The organism is Phytobacter sp. RSE-02 (genome assembly GCF_040578655.1).
GTDB classification, from domain to species: domain Bacteria; phylum Pseudomonadota; class Gammaproteobacteria; order Enterobacterales; family Enterobacteriaceae; genus Phytobacter; species Phytobacter diazotrophicus.
The window spans coordinates 645,880-664,380 of the sequence record NZ_JBEULY010000003.1 but is presented as its reverse complement, the minus strand read 5'-3'; the positions used below and the strand labels follow the sequence as shown (position 1 = coordinate 664,380).

Annotated in this window: 15 protein-coding genes and 1 pseudogene; 4 read left to right on the top strand and 12 right to left on the bottom strand. The window is 54.2% G+C overall.

The window, feature by feature from the left end; genetic code table 11:
• Positions 1–326, top strand: a pseudogene (locus ABU190_RS10085) (IS481 family transposase); the annotation flags it as partial.
• A 151-nt stretch (positions 327–477) separates the two neighbouring features.
• On the opposite strand, the gene ABU190_RS10080 reads toward ABU190_RS10085, so the two are convergent.
• From ABU190_RS10080 to licT, 5 genes are all read right to left on the bottom strand, one after another.
• Positions 478–1,437 carry an alpha/beta hydrolase gene (locus ABU190_RS10080; protein ID WP_354691210.1) on the bottom strand — a complete coding sequence of 320 codons (960 nt, stop codon included), beginning with the start codon at positions 1,435–1,437 and terminating at the stop codon, positions 478–480.
• A 63-nt stretch (positions 1,438–1,500) separates the two neighbouring features.
• Positions 1,501–2,892 (bottom strand): glycoside hydrolase family 1 protein, encoded by a 1,392-nt coding sequence (locus ABU190_RS10075; RefSeq protein WP_108701778.1) that lies wholly within the window; start codon positions 2,890–2,892, stop codon positions 1,501–1,503.
• Positions 2,893–2,901: 9 nt separating this feature from the next.
• Positions 2,902–4,374 carry a glycoside hydrolase family 1 protein gene (locus tag ABU190_RS10070; RefSeq protein WP_354691195.1) on the bottom strand — a complete coding sequence of 491 codons (1,473 nt, stop codon included), beginning with the start codon at positions 4,372–4,374 and terminating at the stop codon, positions 2,902–2,904.
• Positions 4,375–4,385: 11 nt separating this feature from the next.
• Complete coding sequence (locus tag ABU190_RS10065; protein WP_354691194.1) at positions 4,386–6,227, bottom strand: beta-glucoside-specific PTS transporter subunit IIABC; 1,842 nt, start codon at positions 6,225–6,227, stop codon at positions 4,386–4,388.
• Positions 6,228–6,391: 164 nt separating this feature from the next.
• Positions 6,392–7,246: a BglG family transcription antiterminator LicT gene (gene licT / locus ABU190_RS10060; RefSeq protein ID WP_271849848.1), complete on the bottom strand. Its 855-nt coding sequence runs from the start codon at positions 7,244–7,246 to the stop codon at positions 6,392–6,394.
• A 420-nt stretch (positions 7,247–7,666) separates the two neighbouring features.
• On the opposite strand from licT, the gene dinG reads away from it, so the two are divergent.
• Complete coding sequence (dinG, locus tag ABU190_RS10055) at positions 7,667–9,808, top strand: ATP-dependent DNA helicase DinG (RefSeq protein WP_071195609.1); 2,142 nt, start codon at positions 7,667–7,669, stop codon at positions 9,806–9,808.
• Between the two features lie 25 nt (positions 9,809–9,833).
• On the top strand, positions 9,834–10,796 hold the full coding sequence (ybiB, locus tag ABU190_RS10050) for a DNA-binding protein YbiB (protein WP_354691193.1): 963 nt from the start codon (positions 9,834–9,836) through the stop codon (positions 10,794–10,796).
• A gap of 122 nt (positions 10,797–10,918) precedes the next feature.
• Here the strand turns inward: ybiB and ybiJ are convergent, their stop codons facing one another.
• The 3 genes from ybiJ to ABU190_RS10035 form a co-directional block, all read right to left on the bottom strand.
• A complete protein-coding gene (ybiJ, locus tag ABU190_RS10045; RefSeq protein ID WP_039077264.1) occupies positions 10,919–11,179 on the bottom strand; it encodes a DUF1471 family protein YbiJ in 261 nt (86 codons plus the stop codon).
• Between the two features lie 285 nt (positions 11,180–11,464).
• Positions 11,465–11,731 (bottom strand): DksA/TraR family C4-type zinc finger protein, encoded by a 267-nt coding sequence (locus tag ABU190_RS10040; RefSeq protein ID WP_039077210.1) that lies wholly within the window; start codon positions 11,729–11,731, stop codon positions 11,465–11,467.
• 325 nt (positions 11,732–12,056) lie between these two features.
• Complete coding sequence (locus ABU190_RS10035; RefSeq protein WP_354691192.1) at positions 12,057–12,671, bottom strand: flavin reductase family protein; 615 nt, start codon at positions 12,669–12,671, stop codon at positions 12,057–12,059.
• Positions 12,672–12,766: 95 nt separating this feature from the next.
• Here ABU190_RS10035 and rlmF point away from each other — a divergent pair, with 95 nt between their 5' ends.
• On the top strand, positions 12,767–13,729 hold the full coding sequence (gene rlmF / locus ABU190_RS10030) for a 23S rRNA (adenine(1618)-N(6))-methyltransferase RlmF (protein ID WP_354691191.1): 963 nt from the start codon (positions 12,767–12,769) through the stop codon (positions 13,727–13,729).
• On the opposite strand, the gene ybiO is transcribed toward rlmF, so the two are convergent.
• The 4 genes from ybiO to glnH form a co-directional block, all read right to left on the bottom strand.
• Positions 13,692–15,929, bottom strand: coding sequence for a mechanosensitive channel protein (gene ybiO, locus ABU190_RS10025; RefSeq protein WP_354691190.1), 2,238 nt, complete (start codon positions 15,927–15,929; stop codon positions 13,692–13,694). The genes rlmF and ybiO overlap by 38 nt on opposite strands.
• Before the next feature lie 130 nt (positions 15,930–16,059).
• On the bottom strand, positions 16,060–16,782 hold the full coding sequence (gene glnQ, locus ABU190_RS10020; RefSeq protein ID WP_039077206.1) for a glutamine ABC transporter ATP-binding protein GlnQ: 723 nt from the start codon (positions 16,780–16,782) through the stop codon (positions 16,060–16,062).
• Positions 16,779–17,438 (bottom strand): glutamine ABC transporter permease GlnP, encoded by a 660-nt coding sequence (glnP, locus tag ABU190_RS10015; protein ID WP_071195613.1) that lies wholly within the window; start codon positions 17,436–17,438, stop codon positions 16,779–16,781. Before glnP ends, glnQ begins: the two co-directional genes overlap by 4 nt.
• A gap of 137 nt (positions 17,439–17,575) precedes the next feature.
• A complete protein-coding gene (gene glnH / locus ABU190_RS10010) occupies positions 17,576–18,319 on the bottom strand; it encodes a glutamine ABC transporter substrate-binding protein GlnH (RefSeq protein ID WP_039077204.1) in 744 nt (247 codons plus the stop codon).
• Positions 18,320–18,501 lie beyond the last annotated feature (182 nt).

Sequence of the window (18,501 nt, the reverse complement as noted above, 5' to 3'; positions counted from 1 at the left end):
GGCGCGCGGTCTATAACCTGGAGCGTCCGCACGAAGCGCTGGACATGGCGGTTCCGGCATCACGCTATCAGCCGTCATCAAGGCAGTACAACGGGGCGGTGCAGGCCCCGGAATACGATGAAGGGGTGCAGGTGAGGAAGGTGGATGTGAGCGGGAAGCTGAGCATAAAAGGGGTGAGCCTGAGCGCGGGGAAAGCATTCAGGGGCGAGTATGTGGGCCTGCGGGAAACGGCAGAGGACGGGTGTTATGAGGTGTGGTGGTACAGCACGAAAGTGGGGATGATCGACCTGAAAAAGAGGTCGATCATCATGGGTAAAGGGTGTTAAAAAGTGTTCACCATGTCTCCGAACACCTGTCTGCCATGTCTCCGGACCGTACACCCTGGAGGGAGAGGGGGGCCGATCGAGCTGAGCTGAGTTCGGTTCTGTTTTTCTCCCTCTTCCTGGGGAGATGAGGGTAGGGGTGAGGGGGAAAAGCTTATACCGCCATCGGCCTGAATTGTGCAATCCATGCCTGACGTTGTTCCCGCGCCCGCTGGGCCACGCGTGCCTGCGGATCAGAGTTAAAGCCGTGATACGCCCCAGGCCACACACTCATTTCTACCGCCACGCCTGCACGGATTAACGCCTGCGCAAAGCGAAGATTCTCATCAAGAAACAGATCCAGCGTGCCCACGCCGAGCCAGGTAGGGGGCAAATTAGTCAGGTCCGTTGCTCGTCCCGGCGCAGCATAAGCTGACACCCCCTCCGAGCCCGGCTCGCAGCCCAACAGCGATCGCCAGCCAAAACGGTTATATTCACGCGTCCAGACGAACTCACCGGTCACCGGATTCGGGTTTTCTTCCGTCACCGTACGATCATCGAGCATCGGAAACATCAGGTTCTGAAAGGCAATGCGTGGGCCATTGCGATCGCGGGCCAGCAGCGCCAGCGAGGCCGCAAGTCCGGCCCCTGCGCTGTCGCCCATTAGCCCAATATGGTCAGAATGGATACCGAGTGCGGTGGCCTGTTCGCTCATCCATACCAGCGCAGCGTAACAATCCTCCAGCGATCCCGGAAAGACCGTTTCGGGTGCCAGACGATAATCGACAGAGACAATCACGCAGTCGTGTTGCAACGCGGTGGCGCTGGTCAGCGACAGTGACTGCTCCGGGCTACCGAAAAGATGACCGCCGCCGTGAATATGCAAAATGCCCATTCGGTTCTGCCCCGGCGTAGCGGGGGTAATGACACAGACTCTGACGGCAGGATGTGCGGGTGAGGAGATAAGATGTTCTTCCACCGATAGCCCGGTATCCCGGAAACGTTGCACATTAGCCAGCGCTGCCTGCTGGCGTTGTTGGCGAAGGGCAACGAGAGCGTCTTGTGTCAGGGTGAGGGGGCGGCTATCCGCCAGTGCCGGGCGTAATTCAGGATCGACCAAATTCCATGTGTTCATCATGTAGCCTTGTCTGTCTCGGTAATATTTGCAGAGCGGGAAATCTCCCGCTCCGTCATTACCTTACAGTGTTTCGCCGTTGCTGGCGATAACCTGCTTATACCAGTCAAAGCTGCGCTTTTTACTGCGTTTTAGCGTACCGTTGCCGTCGTTGTCCTTATCGACATAGATAAAACCGTAGCGTTTTTTCATCTCGCCGGTCCCGGCGCTGACAATATCAATCGGTCCCCACCAGGTGTAACCCATGATGTCGCAGCCATCGGCAATGGCCTCGCCCATCTCACGGATATGCTGGCGACCATAATCAATACGCGCGGTATCGTTGATGACACCGTTTTCATCTGGCTCATCCACCCCGCCATAGCCGTTTTCGACGACAAACAGCGGCTTACGATAGCGGTCCGCCAGTTCATTGCAGACGATACGGAAACCTTTGGCGTCAATCGGCCAGCCCCAGGCGGTTTTTTCGAGATACGGATTGTCCTGACCGACGGTTCCGCCAGTATCGACGCGAAACTCCCCGCCTGCCTGATGCAGCACGCTGCGATAATAACTAAAGCCCAGGTAATCGGACGGGTAACGGGCGATAAGGTCGAGATCGCCATCCTCCATGACCAGCTCAATGTTCTGCTCGCGAAACAGGCGTGGTGTCCAGGCCGGATATTCACCCAGCATCATCACATCAGAGTAGAAGAGTGAACGGCGGCGCAACTGCATGGTCGAGAAAATATCTTCCGGGTTGCAGGTGGCCGGGTAGACTGTGCTCAGCGACAGCATGCAACCTATCTTCGCGTCCGGGATAATCTCATGGCACAGCTTGTTGGCCAGCGCGTTGGCGACAAACTGATGATGGTTTGCCTGATATAGCTCCTGCGGCGTGGAGCTGGGGTCAACCGCGCCTGTCGCAAAGGGCATCCGGTTCATATTGTTCAGTTCGTTAAAGGTCATCCAGTATTTGACCTTCTCGCGATAGCGCCTGAACACCACTTCACAGTAGCGGGTGAAGAAATTCACCAGTTTGCGGTTCTTCCAGCCGCCATACTCCTGATACAGCGCCAGCGGTGTTTCGTAGTGGGAGAGCGTAATCACCGGCTGAATACCGTATTTCAGCAGCTCATCAAACAGGTCATCATAAAATTTAAGCCCGGCCTCGTTAGGCGAGGTTTCATCGCCACGCGGGAAGATGCGCGTCCAGGCGATAGAGGTGCGAAAACAGGTAAAGCCCATCTCAGCGAACAGCGCCACGTCTTCTTTGTAATGGTGATAGAAGTCGATGGCTTCATGGCTGGCGTAGTATTTATGCGGGTCGATAACCGCATCATGTTTGCCGGAGGCGATACCGCCGCGTACCACATCGGAGATAGACGGCCCTTTGCCGTCCACATTCCATGCCCCTTCTGCCTGGTTAGCGGCAATGGCGCCGCCCCATAAAAAATCGTTCGGGAAAACAGACATATCCACTCCTTAATCCGCCAAATCTTCGCCATTGGAGGCGATCACTTTTTTGTACCAGTGGTAGCTCTTTTTCAGGGAACGCTTCTGTGTGCCGTTACCCATGTCATCCTGATCGACATAGATAAACCCGTAGCGTTTGGAAATTTGCGCTGTGCCCGCGCTCACCACGTCGATTGGCCCCCACCAGGTGTAACCAAACAGATCCACGCCATCGGCCAGCGCCTCGCGCATCTGTTCGATGTGCAGACGCAGATACTCAATGCGGTAATCGTCGTCGATAGAGCCGTCCGGATTCACCGTGTCTACTGCGCCAAGGCCGTTTTCGGCAATAAACAGCGGCTTCTGATAGCGGTCATATAACTGATTTAGCGCCAGGCGCAGCCCTTTCGGATCAATCTGCCAGCCCCACTGGCTGGTGGGCAGATGCGGGTTACGAACACCGCCGGTGATCAGGTTGCCCTCGGCCCCTTCCAGTTTTTCCGGGTGGGCGCTGACGGTGCTGGACATGTAATAACTGAACGAGACGAAATCCACCGGGTGCTGACGCAGGATCTCATCGTCACCCACCACTTTTTGCAGCCTGACGCCTTTCTCTGCCAGCATACGGTCGGTATAAGCCGGGTAGTAGCCGTGCGCCTGCACATCGCTAAAGAACAGCGACACGCGCTGCATCTCTTCACAGGCCTGCAAATCGTCCGGGTGACAGGTGTGGGGGTAGAGCATCTGGTAGCTGATCATGCAGCCGACTTTCGAGTCGGGAATGATCGCATGGCAGGCTTTAGTCGCCAGGGCGCTGGCGACGAACTGGTGATGCGCCCCCTGGTATTTATCCTGCTCCAGGTGCGGGTTATCCTCTTCAATCACCCCGACGCTGACGTACGGGTGGTGCTTCACGCAGTTAATCTCGTTGAAGGTCATCCAGTACTTCACTTTTTTGCGATAACGGGTAAAGCAGGTCGTGGCGAAACGCACATAGAAATCCACTAACTGACGGTTCGGCCAGCCGCCGTAATCGGTCACCAGCGCCAGCGGCATTTCGTAATGGGAGAGGGAAACAATCGGTTCGATACCGTGAGAGTGCAGGGTGTCAAACACCTCGTCGTAGAACTTCAGCCCGGCTTCGTTAGGCTCGCTTTCGTCACCACGCGGGAAGAGACGCGTCCAGGCAATCGACATGCGGAAGCATTTAAAGCCCATCCCGGCGAAGAGGGCGATATCCTCTTTGAAGTGGTGGTAAAAGTCATTGCCCTTGCGTTTCGGATAATATTTGGTGCTGTTCGGATCCTGCGCTTCACGCACCTGCGCGTGGGTCATTCCCAGCCATTGATCGAGCCAGCGCTCTTTGGGCGTATTGATGTCAAAGGTGTAGACATCGGACACGGACAGCCCCTTGCCATCGACGTTCCACGCCCCTTCGAGTTGGTTTGCCGCCGTCGCGCCACCCCATAAAAACCCTTCCGGAAATGATTTAGAAAATGTCATGCGCTTGCTCCTCATGCCGCTGATGCGGTCAGTGTCAGAAATTCGTCGCGGCTGGCAACATCGCCGTTCGCTTTAACCGGGCTGATATCGCCGTAGCATTCGCTGTTGGTCACTACCAGGATGACGCTCGGATCAATGCCTTCGGCCCGTAAGGCGTCAAGATCAAAGGTGACCAGCAGGTCGCCCACTTCGATAAACTGTCCGGCCTCGATATGGCTGGTGAAGTGCCTGCCGCCGAGTTTGACGGTGTCGATACCGATATGAATCAGGATTTCCGCCCCGGTATCGCTTTGCAGCGCCAGTGCGTGGTGAGTTTCAAAGACCGATGCCACCTTGCCGTTAACAGGGGAACGTAACTCTCCGGTGGTGGGATAAATTGCCAGTCCTTTGCCGAAAATCTCGTCGGCAAAGACCGGGTCGCTCAGGGTGTTAAGCGCTTTCAGCTCACCGCTTACTGGCGCAAACAGCTTCTCTTCTGAGCGGGCGATAGGCATCGGGCTTACGCCTGCGACGACCGGCTGGGCTGCTTCTTCAAACCCCAGAATCACCGTGAGGGTGGCGGCACAGACAAAGGAGATGGCGATACTGACCAGCGCCCACAAAAAGGTTGGGCCCACCAGCGCCGGAAGACCAGGCAGGCCGCTTAAGGCGAAGGCGTAGGTTTTCACTCCCATCGCCATGGCGAAAGCACCGCCGCAAGCCCCGCCTGCCAGCGCTGCGGCAAAGGGCCGTTTGTAGCGGATGTTGACCCCGTACATCGCCGGTTCGGTAATCCCCATCATGGCGCTAAAGCTGGTGGTCAATGCCAGTGATTTGAGCTTTTTATCGCGAGCACGCAAGAAGACGCCGAAGGCGGCACCGGCCTGCCCGAGGTTGGCAATGTAAAAGAGGATCTTGATAGGGTCGAAGCCCATGGTACTGATGTTATTGATCATGATCGGCACGATCACATAGTGCATGCCGGTAATGATGATCAGCGACAGCGTGCCGCCGACCACGACGCCTGCCACGATCCCCATATTCTCCACCAGCCAGATAATGCCGCCAGAGAGGGCATTGCCGGTATAAATCCCCACCGGGCCGATGGCAATAAGGGTAATGGGCGTGACAATCAGCAGGCACAGCAGTGGCACAAACATGGTTTTCAGCGGGCCGGGCATAAAGCGGTCAATGAGGCGCTCAACATGACTGAGCAACCACACGGCAAGCAGAATCGGGATCACCGTTGAGGCGTAATTTACGGTGGGAACCGGTAGGCCGATAAAATTCACCGGCGCGCCGGCTTTAAACAATGTCTGGATAGCCGGATGAAAGAGAACGGCGGCAAGTGCGACCGCAACGTAAGGGTTAGCACCGAATTTCTTCGCTGCGCTAAAGGAGAGCGCTAACGGCATGAAGTAAAAAACGCCGTCACTGATTGCCAGCAGGATTTGATAGGTCTGGTTAGTGGTTTCCACCCATTGCATGGCCACCATCAACGCCAGCATACCTTTCAGAATACCGGCCCCGGCAATGGCCGGAATAATCGGCGAAAAAATACTCGACAGGCCTTCCAGTACCACCGAAACCGGGTTACGCCGTTTGGTGGGGCGAGCGGCATTGTCGAGATCGGGGAGCACTGCGAGTAAGGCTTTGCACAAGGGTTCGACATCGTTACCAATAATAAGCTGGAACTGGTCGCCGGAAATATTCACACCCATGACGCCATCAAGGGCTTCGAGGGCGGCGCGGTCAGCCTTGTCGTTATCCTTAAGAAGAAAACGCAGGCGGGTAATGCAGTGAAACAGCGAGAGTACGTTCTCTTTGCCGCCAATCCTGTCGATGATTTGGCGAGCCGTGTCCTGATAGTTCATAAAAATTCCTCCAGACTGAAGTCAAAAACCGACTTCATCAACAATGACCGATCTGCATCGGGACCTTGTTTCCTCTGGGGTTTGCCTGATCTACCCGTCTATTTAGGGGATGAACAGTAACAAGCCTGGATGGAATAACGATATGTTTCAGACTTCCTGACGCGTTAAATTTTCCCTGCGTCGGGCACCGTCCGCTGCACAATATTCTCGATGTGCACCGCAAGGTAGAGCTTTTCCGAGTTGCTCATGGGGTGGTGATAATTCTTGCTGACGAACTCATTCATTGCTTCGACACATTTCAGCGTAGTTTGATAACGGCGCTGGACCAGTTCGAAGAACTCTTCGTCGTCATTATTTAACACCACCCCATCAATCACCCGTTGGGCAAAGAACTTTAGATGAGTGATAAATCGCTGGTAATTCAGACTATGCTCATCAAGCGGGATATTAAAAAAATACTTCACAATGTTTTGTAACTGATAAATAAGCCGTGTAATTTGTGCGGTTTTTCCCATGGTGTCATTGAGCCCGGCATTCACAATATGCAGAGCGATACTACACGCCTCGCTGTCGGGTAATAATGTTCCGGTGCGGGCGACAACCATCCCCAGCGCCTGGCGGCCAATGGCGTATTCCGCGGTGTAGAAATGGCGAACTTCCCACTCCAGCGGATTGGGTAAAACTTCATTGTTTTGTTGGCGTTGCAACGCAAAATGCAGGTGGTCTGCGAGGGTCACATAGAGCCCATCGCTGAGCTTGTGCGTCAGCACGCTGCGCGCGTGAGTGATGATATCGGCGGTTAACTGCAAAATATCCACCGGCACTTCGCTGACCAGGTCTTTAAAACGAGCAGAAATTTGCGAATCTTCCAGACGGAATATTTTATCGATGGCGTCACGGTCGATGCTGGCACCGTTGTGGGTATTAAACCCCAGCCCCCGGCCGGTTAAAATAACCTCCAGACCATCCTCATCCACTGCGCTGACAACATTATTATTTAATATTTGTTTGACCAGCATCGCCAACTCCTGAAAACAAAAACGGGCAAGACATAAATACAGATATGGGCAGATTGGCCCCTCAGTCTGCATTTAGGTTTTGCCCGATAGTCGGTAACAAGCGTAATGCAGTTAAAACCTAGCACCGCGAAAAAAATTATTCAATGTGACAAAAGGCGTTGCGTAAATTCGTATGCCAAATTGTGATCCGGTCTGCGAAAACGGGCGCGGCGACAGAAAATGTCTGTCAGGTCGCAACCCGGAACCCTTACCCGGCTCAACCAGGTGATTGCGAAGAACGGTTTTATCCAAGGGATGCCGGGTGGCGGTTTGCTGAGAGTCATTTTTGCGAGCGGCTTTCCGTAATACGAAAAAGCGTTACCCCTGAAACGTGAAAAATGCCACAATAGTGGCTGTTTATACAGTGTTTCAGGTTTATCGATGGCCCTCACCGCCGCGCTAAAAGCGCAAATTGCCGCCTGGTATAAGGCGTTGCAACAACAGATTCCGGACTTTATTCCTCGAGCACCGCAGCGGCAGATGATCGCCGATGTGGCGAAAACGCTCGCCGGGGAAGAGGGGCGGCATCTGGCCATTGAAGCGCCGACAGGCGTCGGTAAGACCCTGTCGTACCTCATTCCCGGCATTGCCATCGCCCGTGAAGAACAAAAAACGCTGGTGGTCAGTACCGCCAACGTCGCCTTGCAGGATCAGATCTACAGCAAAGATTTGCCGCTGCTGCGTAAAATTATCCCCGATTTGCGCTTTACCGCTGCCTTTGGGCGTGGGCGCTACGTCTGCCCGCGTAACCTGACCGCGCTGGCGAGCACCGAGCCTTCGCAGCAAGATCTGCTGGCCTTTCTGGATGACGAATTAACCCCTAATAATCAGGAAGAGCAGAAGCGCTGCGCGAAGCTGAAAGCCGATCTCGACAGCTACAAGTGGGACGGCTTACGCGATCATACGGATCAGGCTATCGAAGACGATCTCTGGCGGCGGCTCAGCACCGACAAAGCCAGTTGTCTCAATCGTAATTGTCACTACTACCGTGAATGTCCGTTTTTTGTCGCCCGGCGTGAGATCCAGGAAGCCGAAGTGGTGGTGGCTAACCATGCGCTGGTGATGGCGGCGATGGAAAGCGAGGCAGTGCTGCCGGAACCGAAAAACCTGCTACTGGTGCTGGATGAAGGCCATCATCTGCCGGATGTAGCGCGTGATGCGCTGGAGATGAGTGCCGAGATCACCGCTCCCTGGTTTCGCCTGCAACTCGACCTTTTCTGCAAGCTGGTGGCGACCTGCCTTGAGCAATTTCGCCCGAAAACTACGCCGCCGCTGGCGACGCCTGAGCGCCTGAATGCCCACTGCGAAGAACTCTACGAACTGATTGCTTCGCTTAACAACATCCTCAATTTATATATGCCCGCCGCCCAGGAGGCCGAACACCGGTTTGCGATGGGGGAGTTGCCCGACGAAGTGATGGCTATTTGTCAGCGGCTGGCCAAACTCACCGATATGCTGCGCGGGCTGGCAGAACTGTTTCTCAACGACCTGAGCGAGAAAACCGGTAGTCACGACATTGTGCGTCTGCACCGGGTTCTGTTGCAGATGAACCGGGCGCTGGGAATGTTTGAGGCGCAAAGCAAATTATGGCGGCTGGCGGCAATGGCGCAGGCCTCTGGCGCGCCGGTCACGAAATGGGCAACCCGTGAAGTGCGCGACGGGCAACTGCATATGTACTTCCACTGTGTTGGCATTCGCGTCAGCGATCAACTTGAAAAACTGCTCTGGCGCAGCGTGCCGCATATTGTTGTGACCTCTGCGACCCTGCGCTCGTTGAACAGTTTTTCGCGCCTGCAGGAGATGAGCGGGCTGAAAGAAAAAGCAGGCGATCGCTTCGTGAGCCTGGATTCGCCGTTCAATCATGTTGAGCAGGGCAAAATTGTCATTCCACAAATGCGCTATGCCCCGCTGGTTGAGAACGAGGCGGAACATCTTGCTGAGATGGCGGCTTATTTCCGCGAACAGGTAGAGAGCAACGCTCACCGGGGGATGCTGGTTTTGTTCGCCAGTCAGCGGGCGATGCAGCTCTTTTTGACGTTTGTGACCGATCTACGGCTGTTGTTGCTGGTGCAGGGCGATCAGCCGCGCTACCGTCTGGTGGAACTGCACCGTAAACGTATCGACGGCGGCGAGCGTAGCGTGCTGGTGGGGCTGCAGTCCTTCGCCGAAGGGCTTGATTTAAAAGGTGACTACCTGACCCAGGTACATATCCATAAAATTGCCTTCCCGCCTATCGACAGCCCGGTGGTGATTACCGAAGGCGAATGGCTTAAAAGCCTCAATCGATACCCTTTCGAGGTGCAAAGTCTCCCCAGCGCCTCCTTTACGCTGATTCAGCAGGTGGGGCGTTTAATACGTAGCCACAGTTGTCACGGTGAAGTGGTCATTTATGACAACCGCCTGCTCAGTAAAAGCTACGGCAAACGTCTGCTGGACGCGCTGCCGGTTTTTCCTATTTCCCAACCAGATGTACCAGACGTTATAGTGAAGAAACCGAAACAAAGCCGCCGTAAGCGCCGCTGACATTGTGAGCCTGTAAGGAGTTTTGATGGATTACCGCAAAATCATTAAAGAGATTGGCCGGGGGAAAAATCATGCCCGCGATCTGGATTTTGATACCGCCCGGGGGCTTTACACCCGGATGCTGGAGGGTGATGTACCCGATCTGGAATTGGGGGGGATCCTGATAGCTCTGCGTATTAAAGGTGAAGGCGAAGCGGAAATGCTCGGTTTTTACGAGGCAATGCAGCAACGTACGATGCGCCTTACGCCGCCAGTCGCGAAACCGATGCCGATTGTGATCCCAAGCTACAACGGTGCGCGTAAACAGGCAAACCTGACGCCACTGCTGGCTATTTTATTGCACAAACTGGGTTTCCCGGTGGTGGTCCACGGTGTCAGCGAGGATCCGACGCGGGTAGTCAGCGAAACCATTTTCGCGCTGCTGGGTATTGAGGCGACGCACCATGCGGGTCAGGCCCAGGCACGGCTCGATGGACATCAGCCGGTGTACATTCCGGTGAGCGCGCTGTGCCCGCCGCTGGAAAAACAGTTAGCGTTGCGCTGGATAATGGGCGTGCGTAACAGCGCCCATACGCTGGCGAAACTGGCCACACCGTTTGAGAAAGACGCCGCGCTGCGCCTCTCCAGCGTGTCGCATCCCGAATACGTCTCGCGTGTGGGGAAATTCTTTAGCGATATCGGTGGGCGAGGTTTGTTGATGCACGGAACGGAAGGGGAGGTTTACGCCAATCCACAACGCTGCCCGCAAATCAATCTGATTGATGCGCAGGGGAGCCGCGTTATCTATGAACGTCAGAATGAACTGGCGGATGTCGTTCTGCCGGCGGCCAAAGATGCCGAAACCACGGCTAAATGGATTGAACGCTGCCTGGCCGGAAGTGAGCCTGTCCCTCAGTCGTTAAAAATTGAAATGGCGTGCTGCCTGGTGGCAACTGGCGAGTCAGAGTCGCTTGAGAGCGCATTAGCGCGTATCGACGCGAGTTTTTAAGCGTGGTTCAAACGAAAAAAAGCCCGTCTCATCACTGGACGGGCCAAAAAGGGTAACAACAACAGGGTCAATGAGGGTTGGAGCAGTGTCCGTCGGAGGGTCGCCGACGGGGTAAAACATTCTTATTTGTAGATAACCGCAGTACCGCTCATTTTATTATTGCTGTTTGCGGACGTGATGCTGTAACCCGTTGCGCCAGCGGCGGCTGCTTTCTCAGCCAGTTGTGCTTCAAGGCCGTCCAGCGTGGTCGCGCCGTCAGCAGAGACTACACCGACTTTATTCATGCTCTGTGCCTGAGACGGGCTGATGGCCTGTGCAGCGAAAGCACCGAAAGAAAGGGTTGAAAGAGCGATAGCGGCTACAGCATATTTGATGGTTTTCATGGTCATAATCTCGCAGGTTATTCTGTTAAGGAGACGTTGTTCCGTCGATGTGATAAGTATCACGGTTTTTTGCGAGAGAGAAAATCTAAGAGAATTGACGACCTTGTTCTAAAAAATTGAACAATCACCAAGTCAATGAAATTATTGTGATTTATTGATGTAAATTATGTGTTTTGCCGTTTCGGCAGCCGCGGGATTTTTTTCTGGCACAGAATGCTACTTTATCTGCGGAATTTTGTGCGCAAGAAAGCAACCGCTTGCGCTGATGAGAGAGGTAAAGAACAGTCAACGAAGCTGGCTATCCTTCGATCCTCTGCGATTATATCCTGCATGTGTAGAGTTATGTAAATCTTTCTGTTGCTGGCATTGCAGACAGAAACGAACGCCGGGAATCGCTTTGCGACGCGCTTCCGGAATCGGTTCGCCGCACTCTGCACACTCTTTAAGGCTTTCTCCTTTCGGCAAGTCGTGACGCGCACGCGCCACAGCATCTTCAATAGTGCTGTCTATTTGATCCTGTACCGCTCCGTCATTTGCCCAACCGGATGCCATTGTGTTTTCTCCTCAGTGAGTAAGGACATATCAGTATACTATTTGCGCAAATATTCGCCATTTCAATGGATGGGTGAATAAAAACGTATACAGCGGCTTTTTGTGACTAAACGACGGCGGGCTTAATGCGATGGGGCCAGTCACGTGAGTCAAACCGACCACAGACGGAAGGTTGGGAGGCGAACGTAGTGCAACGCACCGATTTCCGTACAGGGCAACGTGAACATATTAAAGGGGGCCGCGGTGGTCCCCTTTAATATGTTCACGTGTTCGGCGCAGAAGTGTGGGTGAACGAAACAGTGTCCACCTGACACACATTGATACCTTAGCGATCATCCGGACGACGCATATCAAAACGCTGCGCGTCGGTAACGGTGTAATAGGCCGTCGGGCCACCCGCGCGCAGGATCGGCTGCGCTTTGGCCGTCTGGTAGATGCCATTTTCAAGCAGGGATTCATCAATATGAATGGCAACCGCCTCACCCAGTACCAGCCAGCTATCCAGCGCCTCACCGTTTGCTTTGGTCAGTTGAATGCACTGAGACAGGCGGCACTCAAAATGCACCGGACTTTCTGCGACACGCGGTGTTTTAATAATGCGGCTGGCAAGCGGGGTCAGGCCGCTAAAGGCGAACTCATCTTCGCCGTGCGGGAGTGAGGCGGATGTCTCGTTCATACGCTCCGCCAGCGCACGGGTCGTCAGATTCCAGACGAACTCTTTGGTTTCACAAATATTGCGCACGCTGTCTTTCCAGCCGCTGCTGGCAAAGCCGATAATAGGCGGGCGGTAATTGAAACAGTTAAAGAAGCTGTACGGGGCGAGATTCTGTCGTCCTTCACCATCGAGCGAGGAGATCCAGCCGATAGGCCGCGGGCCGATAATCGCATTGAGCGGGTCGTGGGGCAGGCCATGGCCTTGAGACGGTTCGTAAAAATACATTGCGAGTCCCTTTGGGAAGCGAGTTTCTTTAGCCTCACTTATTTACCCTGCCGCCGTCAACGGGTATCTTACGCCGCTGCCAACAGGAGAAAGCCATGAAAGCCCAGAAGCCGGGATTGCACCCGCGTAACCGTCACAATAGCCGCTACGATCTTGACGCCCTTTGCGCCACGATGCCCCCATTGCGTGAATTTATGATTACCAGTCCGGCGGGCGAACCGACGGTTAATTTTGCCGATCCCCTGGCCGTGAAAGCGCTGAACAAAGCGCTGCTGGCGCACTTTTATGGCGTAAAAGAGTGGGATATTCCGCCGGGCTTTCTTTGCCCACCCGTTCCTGGTCGCGCAGACTATATTCACCATCTTGCCGATTTGCTCGCCCAGGACACTGACGGGGCTGTTCCGTCGCAGGCCAGCGTGCTGGATATCGGCACCGGGGCAAACTGTATCTATCCGCTGATTGGCGCCCATGAATATGGCTGGCGCTTCACCGGCAGCGAAGTCGACAATGCCGCATTCGCCAGCGCACAGGCGATTATCAACGCCAATCCTGGCCTGAGCCGTTCAGTGCGTTTACGTCGACAAAAAGATCCGGCGGCGATCCTGGCGGGCATCATCCATAAAAATGAGCAGTATGATGCCACGCTCTGTAACCCACCTTTTCATGACAGCGCGCAGGCTGCGCAGGCGGGCAGTGAGCGTAAACGCCGCAATCTTGGGCTTGATAATGACGCGGCGCTCAACTTCGGCGGCCAGCAGCAGGAGCTGTGGTGCGAAGGCGGGGAAGTGGCGTTTATCAGCAAGATGATTGATGAGAGCAAACAGTTCGCGCGTCAGGTTCTTTGGTTTACCTCGCTGGTTTCTCGTGGTGATAATTTACCGCCGCTATATCGCGCGCTGACCCAGGCCGGTGCCGTTAACGTGGTCAAAAAAGAGATGTCACAAGGGCAGAAGCAGAGCCGCTTTATCGCCTGGACATTTCAGGATGAGGCCCAGCGCAAGCGCTGGGCGCAAACCCGATTTAAGGCGCAGGCTCAACAGGCGGCTGCGGCGCGTTAACCGCTTGTGGCGCAGGGGTACTGCCCGGCATGGGCAGTATCTGGTAAGTTTGTACCGGCGCGCGAACATCGGCTAAATCGAAGTGTTTTTTCACCATGCTGTCCAGCGCAAAGCGCACTGTCCACTGTTTGAGCGGCAGCGTGGTGCATGTCACCCTCAGCGTAAACGCGGTATTGGTTAGTCCGACCAGCCCGGCAAATGTCGGCTCGCCAATAATCAGCCCGCGAATATCCTCCATCTCCATCAACTCTGCGACCGCATCTTTCAACGCCTGATTCGCTTTTTCCGTGTTTTCGTGGCGATCCACATCATAGTTGGCGACAACCGAACCGATCCCGCGTACGAAGTTGGCAAAGGTGGTTATCGATGACCACGGAATAATATGGTACGCCCCGGTATCCTGGCGTACGCCAACGGAACGGATCGACATCCGTTCAACCGTACCGGTGAGCGGGCCAATGGTTACGAGATCCCCGGTGTTCATCCCATTTTCAAACTGAATAAAGATGCCGGTAATAATATCTTTCACCAGGGTTTGCGAACCGAAAGAGATCGCCAGACCCAGAGCCCCGGCACCCGCCAGCAGCGGCGCGATATTAACGCCTATCTCCGAGAGCACAATCATCACCGTGATGGTGCTGATCACCACTGCCAGCGCGTTACGGAACAGGGTTAACAGCGTACGGGTACGCGCGCTGGGAAGCGGCCTGCCGTGAATATCGGAGGCGAGGCGGTTTTCGATAATGCTTGCCAGTACCGTCCAGCCCACGGCAGAGAAAAACAGAATCAGGGCAATGCGAATAATAATATCAACCGCTTTTTCGCCTGCGCCATAGGTCAGCCAGTACCAGAAATCGAACAGGCCCCAGGCGTTGAGCAACAGCAGTACGGTGGCGCAGACAATGAGAATACGTGCCGCTTTCATCGACGCAGAAAGCCAGCCGTTAAGCCGCTTTTGCAGTTCCGGGTAGTTACGCTGCACCTGCGGTGACAGGGTGATGGTCTTATTAATCCAGCGCGACAGCATGCCGGAAAGAAACGCCGCGATGCTTAAAATCGCCACACTGTGCAATGACGCTCCCATCATAAATTTCAGGCTGTTGCCGGGATCAAAGAGTGAGAAGAAGAACAGCACGATGAAGTAAGCGCTGGCGAGCCAGTGCCAGATAAGCGCGAAAGCGCGAATAAACAGGCTAAAGAAGGCAAGTGAATGGTCCGCCAGATGGATCAGGTTGTGCTGGATAATGCGCTTATTGCGAAAGATCAGATACAGCGCCCAGATGGTAATACAGAGCATGATGGTCACGTTAGCCAGCGCGCCTACCTGCACATTCACCTGATTGGAGATAATCGGCACGGCGACAAGCAAGCCGTAGCCGATGAGGCTGCTCAGCGCGCTGAGTCGCAAATGCCAGTAGCGGGCGGTGTCGTCCTCTATACGAAATGGGCGCAGCTCCGGAATGCGTGGACAGAAGATAAGCCGCAGGATGGCTTTAAAGAATTCAATCAGAGCAAAAGCATTTAAAAACAGGCTTTGCTGAAAAGCGATGGTCCGGTTTCCATTATTCAGATTGACGCTAAGTATCTGACCGACAAATAGCGTTAGCGCCAGCAACAGCAGGTCAACGATAAACGCCCCGATAATCATCGCCGGAAGTTGTAACCAGTTATTGCGCTCACGGTTTTTATTACGTCCCCAGTAGCCCATTTTGCGGTACAACGGCATCACGGCAAGGCGCACCAGCAGCCAGAAGGCGAACACCAGTATGGCGAGCAGTAAAAAATGTCCGGCGGCACTGGTAAAGGTTTCCGGGTTAAAGGCCTTATGCGGAGAGCCGGTAATGTTGCGATAGAGTTGAGCAAACCGCGACGCGAACTCTTCACCATAGCGGCTGCTGACTTCCGTAACGTTCTCCAGTACCGTTTTTTGCTCAACGATTTGCGGTGGCGTAATGACGGGAACAGGTTCCTGTGGCGGTGTCGCTGCGACTTTGCGCAGTTGGTCAATCAGCTCCTGGCGTGATTGCTGGTTATCCAGCACATCAGCCAGCGCGGCATAGGCGGCTTTTTTCTGCTCAATATCGGGGGTTGGGGTTTCGGCGGTGGGCTGTGTGCTCGTGGCCCCGGTTGTGACGCCGGGAATACCAGCCGCCTGAGCGGGCAGCCAAATAAGACTGATGAGTAACAGGATCCACGGCATGGGTGCCTCCGGCGAGAAAGTCCAGCAAAATGATAAGTATAGATGCCGGGAAATGCGTCGAAGGAAATGAGATAAATCCGGGGAGAAGGGGAGATAACCCTCTTCCCGTCGGGAAGAGGGTAGCGACAACTCAGGAGACGTGCTGCAAGAATTCCTGCAAGCGCGGGCTTGGCGGGTTCTCGATAAGCGTCTGTGGATTGCCGTCTTCGGCAATGCGACCTTTATCAATGAAGATCAGACGAGAGGCCACTTTCTCGGCAAAACCGATTTCGTGTGTCACGATAACCATCGTCATCCCTTCTTCGGCCAGATCCTGCATGACTTTCAGCACCTCATGGCGCAGCTCCGGGTCGAGTGCGGAGGTCGGTTCATCAAACAGCATCATCTTTGGTTTTACCGCCAGCGCGCGGGCGATAGCCACACGTTGCTGTTGGCCGCCGGACAATTCAGACGGATAGTGATGCGCACGCTCGGCAAGGCCGACTTTCGCCAGCAGCTCTTTTGCCAGTTTCTCGGCTTCGTCTTTTTTCGCACCGCGCACGCGCAGCGGACCAAACATAACGTTTTCCAGCGCGGTCAGGTGTGGGAACAGATAAAACTGCTGAAACACCATCCCGGCTTCCTGACGGATCAGACGCTCGTCAACTTTGGGATCGTTCACTTTCAGGCCATCAACAATCAACTCACCGCTGGTGATCTCTTCGAGCTTGTTGATGCAGCGCAGCAGGGTTGATTTACCTGAGCCCGATGGCCCGATAATCACCACCACTTCGCCCTGGGTAATGTTCAGGTCAATGTTATGCAGCACCTGGGTTTGACCAAAGTGCTTGGAGACATTTTTAAATTCAATCACAGGATTTTCATCCTTCTTTCAAGACGACGCAAAATAAAGCTCAGCACCAGGGTGATGATCAGATAAACAACCGCAACGGCGCTCCAGATTTCCAGGGCGCGGAAGTTGCCGGCGATGATCTCCTGGCCCTGACGGGTCAGTTCGGCGACGCCGATAACAATAAACAGAGAAGTGTCTTTAATGCTGATGATCCACTGGTTACCCAGCGGTGGCAGCATACGACGTAGCGCCAGTGGCAGGATAACGTGGCGGATGGTTTCACCCTTAGACAGCCCCAGCGCCAGGCCTGCTTCACGAAAACCTTTATGAATGGACAGTACCGCACCGCGGGTGATTTCCGCGATATACGCGCCCGAGTTAATCATGATGGTGATAACGGCGGCGCTAAAGGGGTCGATACGCAAATCGTTGAATGCCATGGGCAGGGCGAAGTAGATAAACATCACCTGAACAACAATCGGGGTACCGCGAATAATCTCAATAAAAACGAGTGCGATGTGGTTGGCGATCCAGCCGCCAAAGGTGCGTGCGAAACCTGCCGCCAGTCCAATAATTAAGCCGCCAACTAAGCCGAGGACCGAGATCCAAAGCGTCATTTTTGCGCCTTCAATCAGAAGCGGAATGGCAGGCCAGATGGCACTCCAGTCAAACTGCATGATGAATTCCTGTAAACCGTGGTGGAAATATACAAACACCCATAGTGCCGGTTTCCCGGCCTACGGGTGATAAATCTGCTTACGTAGGCCCGGTAAGCTTAGCGCTGCCGGGCAACACTACCGCACAGAACAAAATATTATTTAGGCTCGGTACCGAACCATTTTTTATAGATTTCGTTGTAAGTACCGTTATCGCGCAGCGTTTTCAGCGCGCCGTTCACTTTTTCACGCAGTTCGTCGCTACCTTTCGGGAACGCGATACCGTACTGCTGTGCTTCCAGTGAATCACCTACCGCTTTGAACTGACCGTTACCTGCGGTTTTGATGAAATAGAGAATGTTCGGGGTATCGTGCAGGACCGCATCAGCACGGTTGGTGCCCAGTTCCATGTACGCGTTGTCGATGTTCGGGAACTGACGCAGGTCTTTGGTTTTGATATTCGCTTTCGCGTAATCAACAGAACCGGTACCGCTCTTCACGGCAACCACTTTACCGTCGAGATCTTTTACGCTTTTTACGTCGTTGTTATTGGCTTTAACCATCACCATCAGGCCGCTTTTGTAGTAGCCATCAGAGAACTCAACCGCTTTCTTACGTTCTTCGGTGATGGTGATACCGGCCAGCGCCAGGTCAACGTTTTTAGTTTGCAGAGCCGGGATGATGCCGCTGAAATCCATCGGCTTTAACTCGTAATCCAGTTTCAGTTCTTTCGCGATAGCGGCCCACAGATCAACGTCGAAACCAACGTATTTGTCACCCTGCTTGAATTCGAAAGGAACGAATGCGGTGTCGGTTGCGACAACCAGTTTGTTTGCAGCCTGGGAAGAAACAGCAAACGCGAGAGCGAGTGTAGCCAGGGAAAGTTTGAATACAGACTTCATAGTTTTTCCTTTTATATCCACGGGGCGATCCCCTGCGAGAACGTACGCAGTATGAAAAAATCATGCCAGGTTTACAACCTGTTGTTTTGTAAAGAGGCGATCTTCTGAATCTGTGCCCTGAGCGAAGCGCAAGTGGCATTACGCACCATTTTGGGGCTCCACGTTGGTGCGCATTAACTTCT

Coding starts and splice junctions, on each gene's coding strand:
- ABU190_RS10035 (WP_354691192.1), bottom strand. CDS start 12,671: ATGTATTTTTACGAACCGTCTCAAGGCCATGGCCTGCCCCACGACCCG.
- ybiO (WP_354691190.1), bottom strand. CDS start 15,929: ATGCCGTGGATCCTGTTACTCATCAGTCTTATTTGGCTGCCCGCTCAG.
- ABU190_RS10065 (WP_354691194.1), bottom strand. CDS start 6,227: ATGAACTATCAGGACACGGCTCGCCAAATCATCGACAGGATTGGCGGC.
- ABU190_RS10040 (WP_039077210.1), bottom strand. CDS start 11,731: ATGGCATCCGGTTGGGCAAATGACGGAGCGGTACAGGATCAAATAGAC.
- glnH (WP_039077204.1), bottom strand. CDS start 18,319: ATGAAGTCTGTATTCAAACTTTCCCTGGCTACACTCGCTCTCGCGTTT.
- dinG (WP_071195609.1), top strand. CDS start 7,667: ATGGCCCTCACCGCCGCGCTAAAAGCGCAAATTGCCGCCTGGTATAAG.
- ABU190_RS10075 (WP_108701778.1), bottom strand. CDS start 2,892: ATGTCTGTTTTCCCGAACGATTTTTTATGGGGCGGCGCCATTGCCGCT.
- glnP (WP_071195613.1), bottom strand. CDS start 17,438: ATGCAGTTTGACTGGAGTGCCATCTGGCCTGCCATTCCGCTTCTGATT.
- licT (WP_271849848.1), bottom strand. CDS start 7,246: ATGCTGGTCAAACAAATATTAAATAATAATGTTGTCAGCGCAGTGGAT.
- ybiB (WP_354691193.1), top strand. CDS start 9,834: ATGGATTACCGCAAAATCATTAAAGAGATTGGCCGGGGGAAAAATCAT.
- rlmF (WP_354691191.1), top strand. CDS start 12,767: ATGAAAGCCCAGAAGCCGGGATTGCACCCGCGTAACCGTCACAATAGC.
- ABU190_RS10070 (WP_354691195.1), bottom strand. CDS start 4,374: ATGACATTTTCTAAATCATTTCCGGAAGGGTTTTTATGGGGTGGCGCG.
- ybiJ (WP_039077264.1), bottom strand. CDS start 11,179: ATGAAAACCATCAAATATGCTGTAGCCGCTATCGCTCTTTCAACCCTT.
- ABU190_RS10080 (WP_354691210.1), bottom strand. CDS start 1,437: ATGAACACATGGAATTTGGTCGATCCTGAATTACGCCCGGCACTGGCG.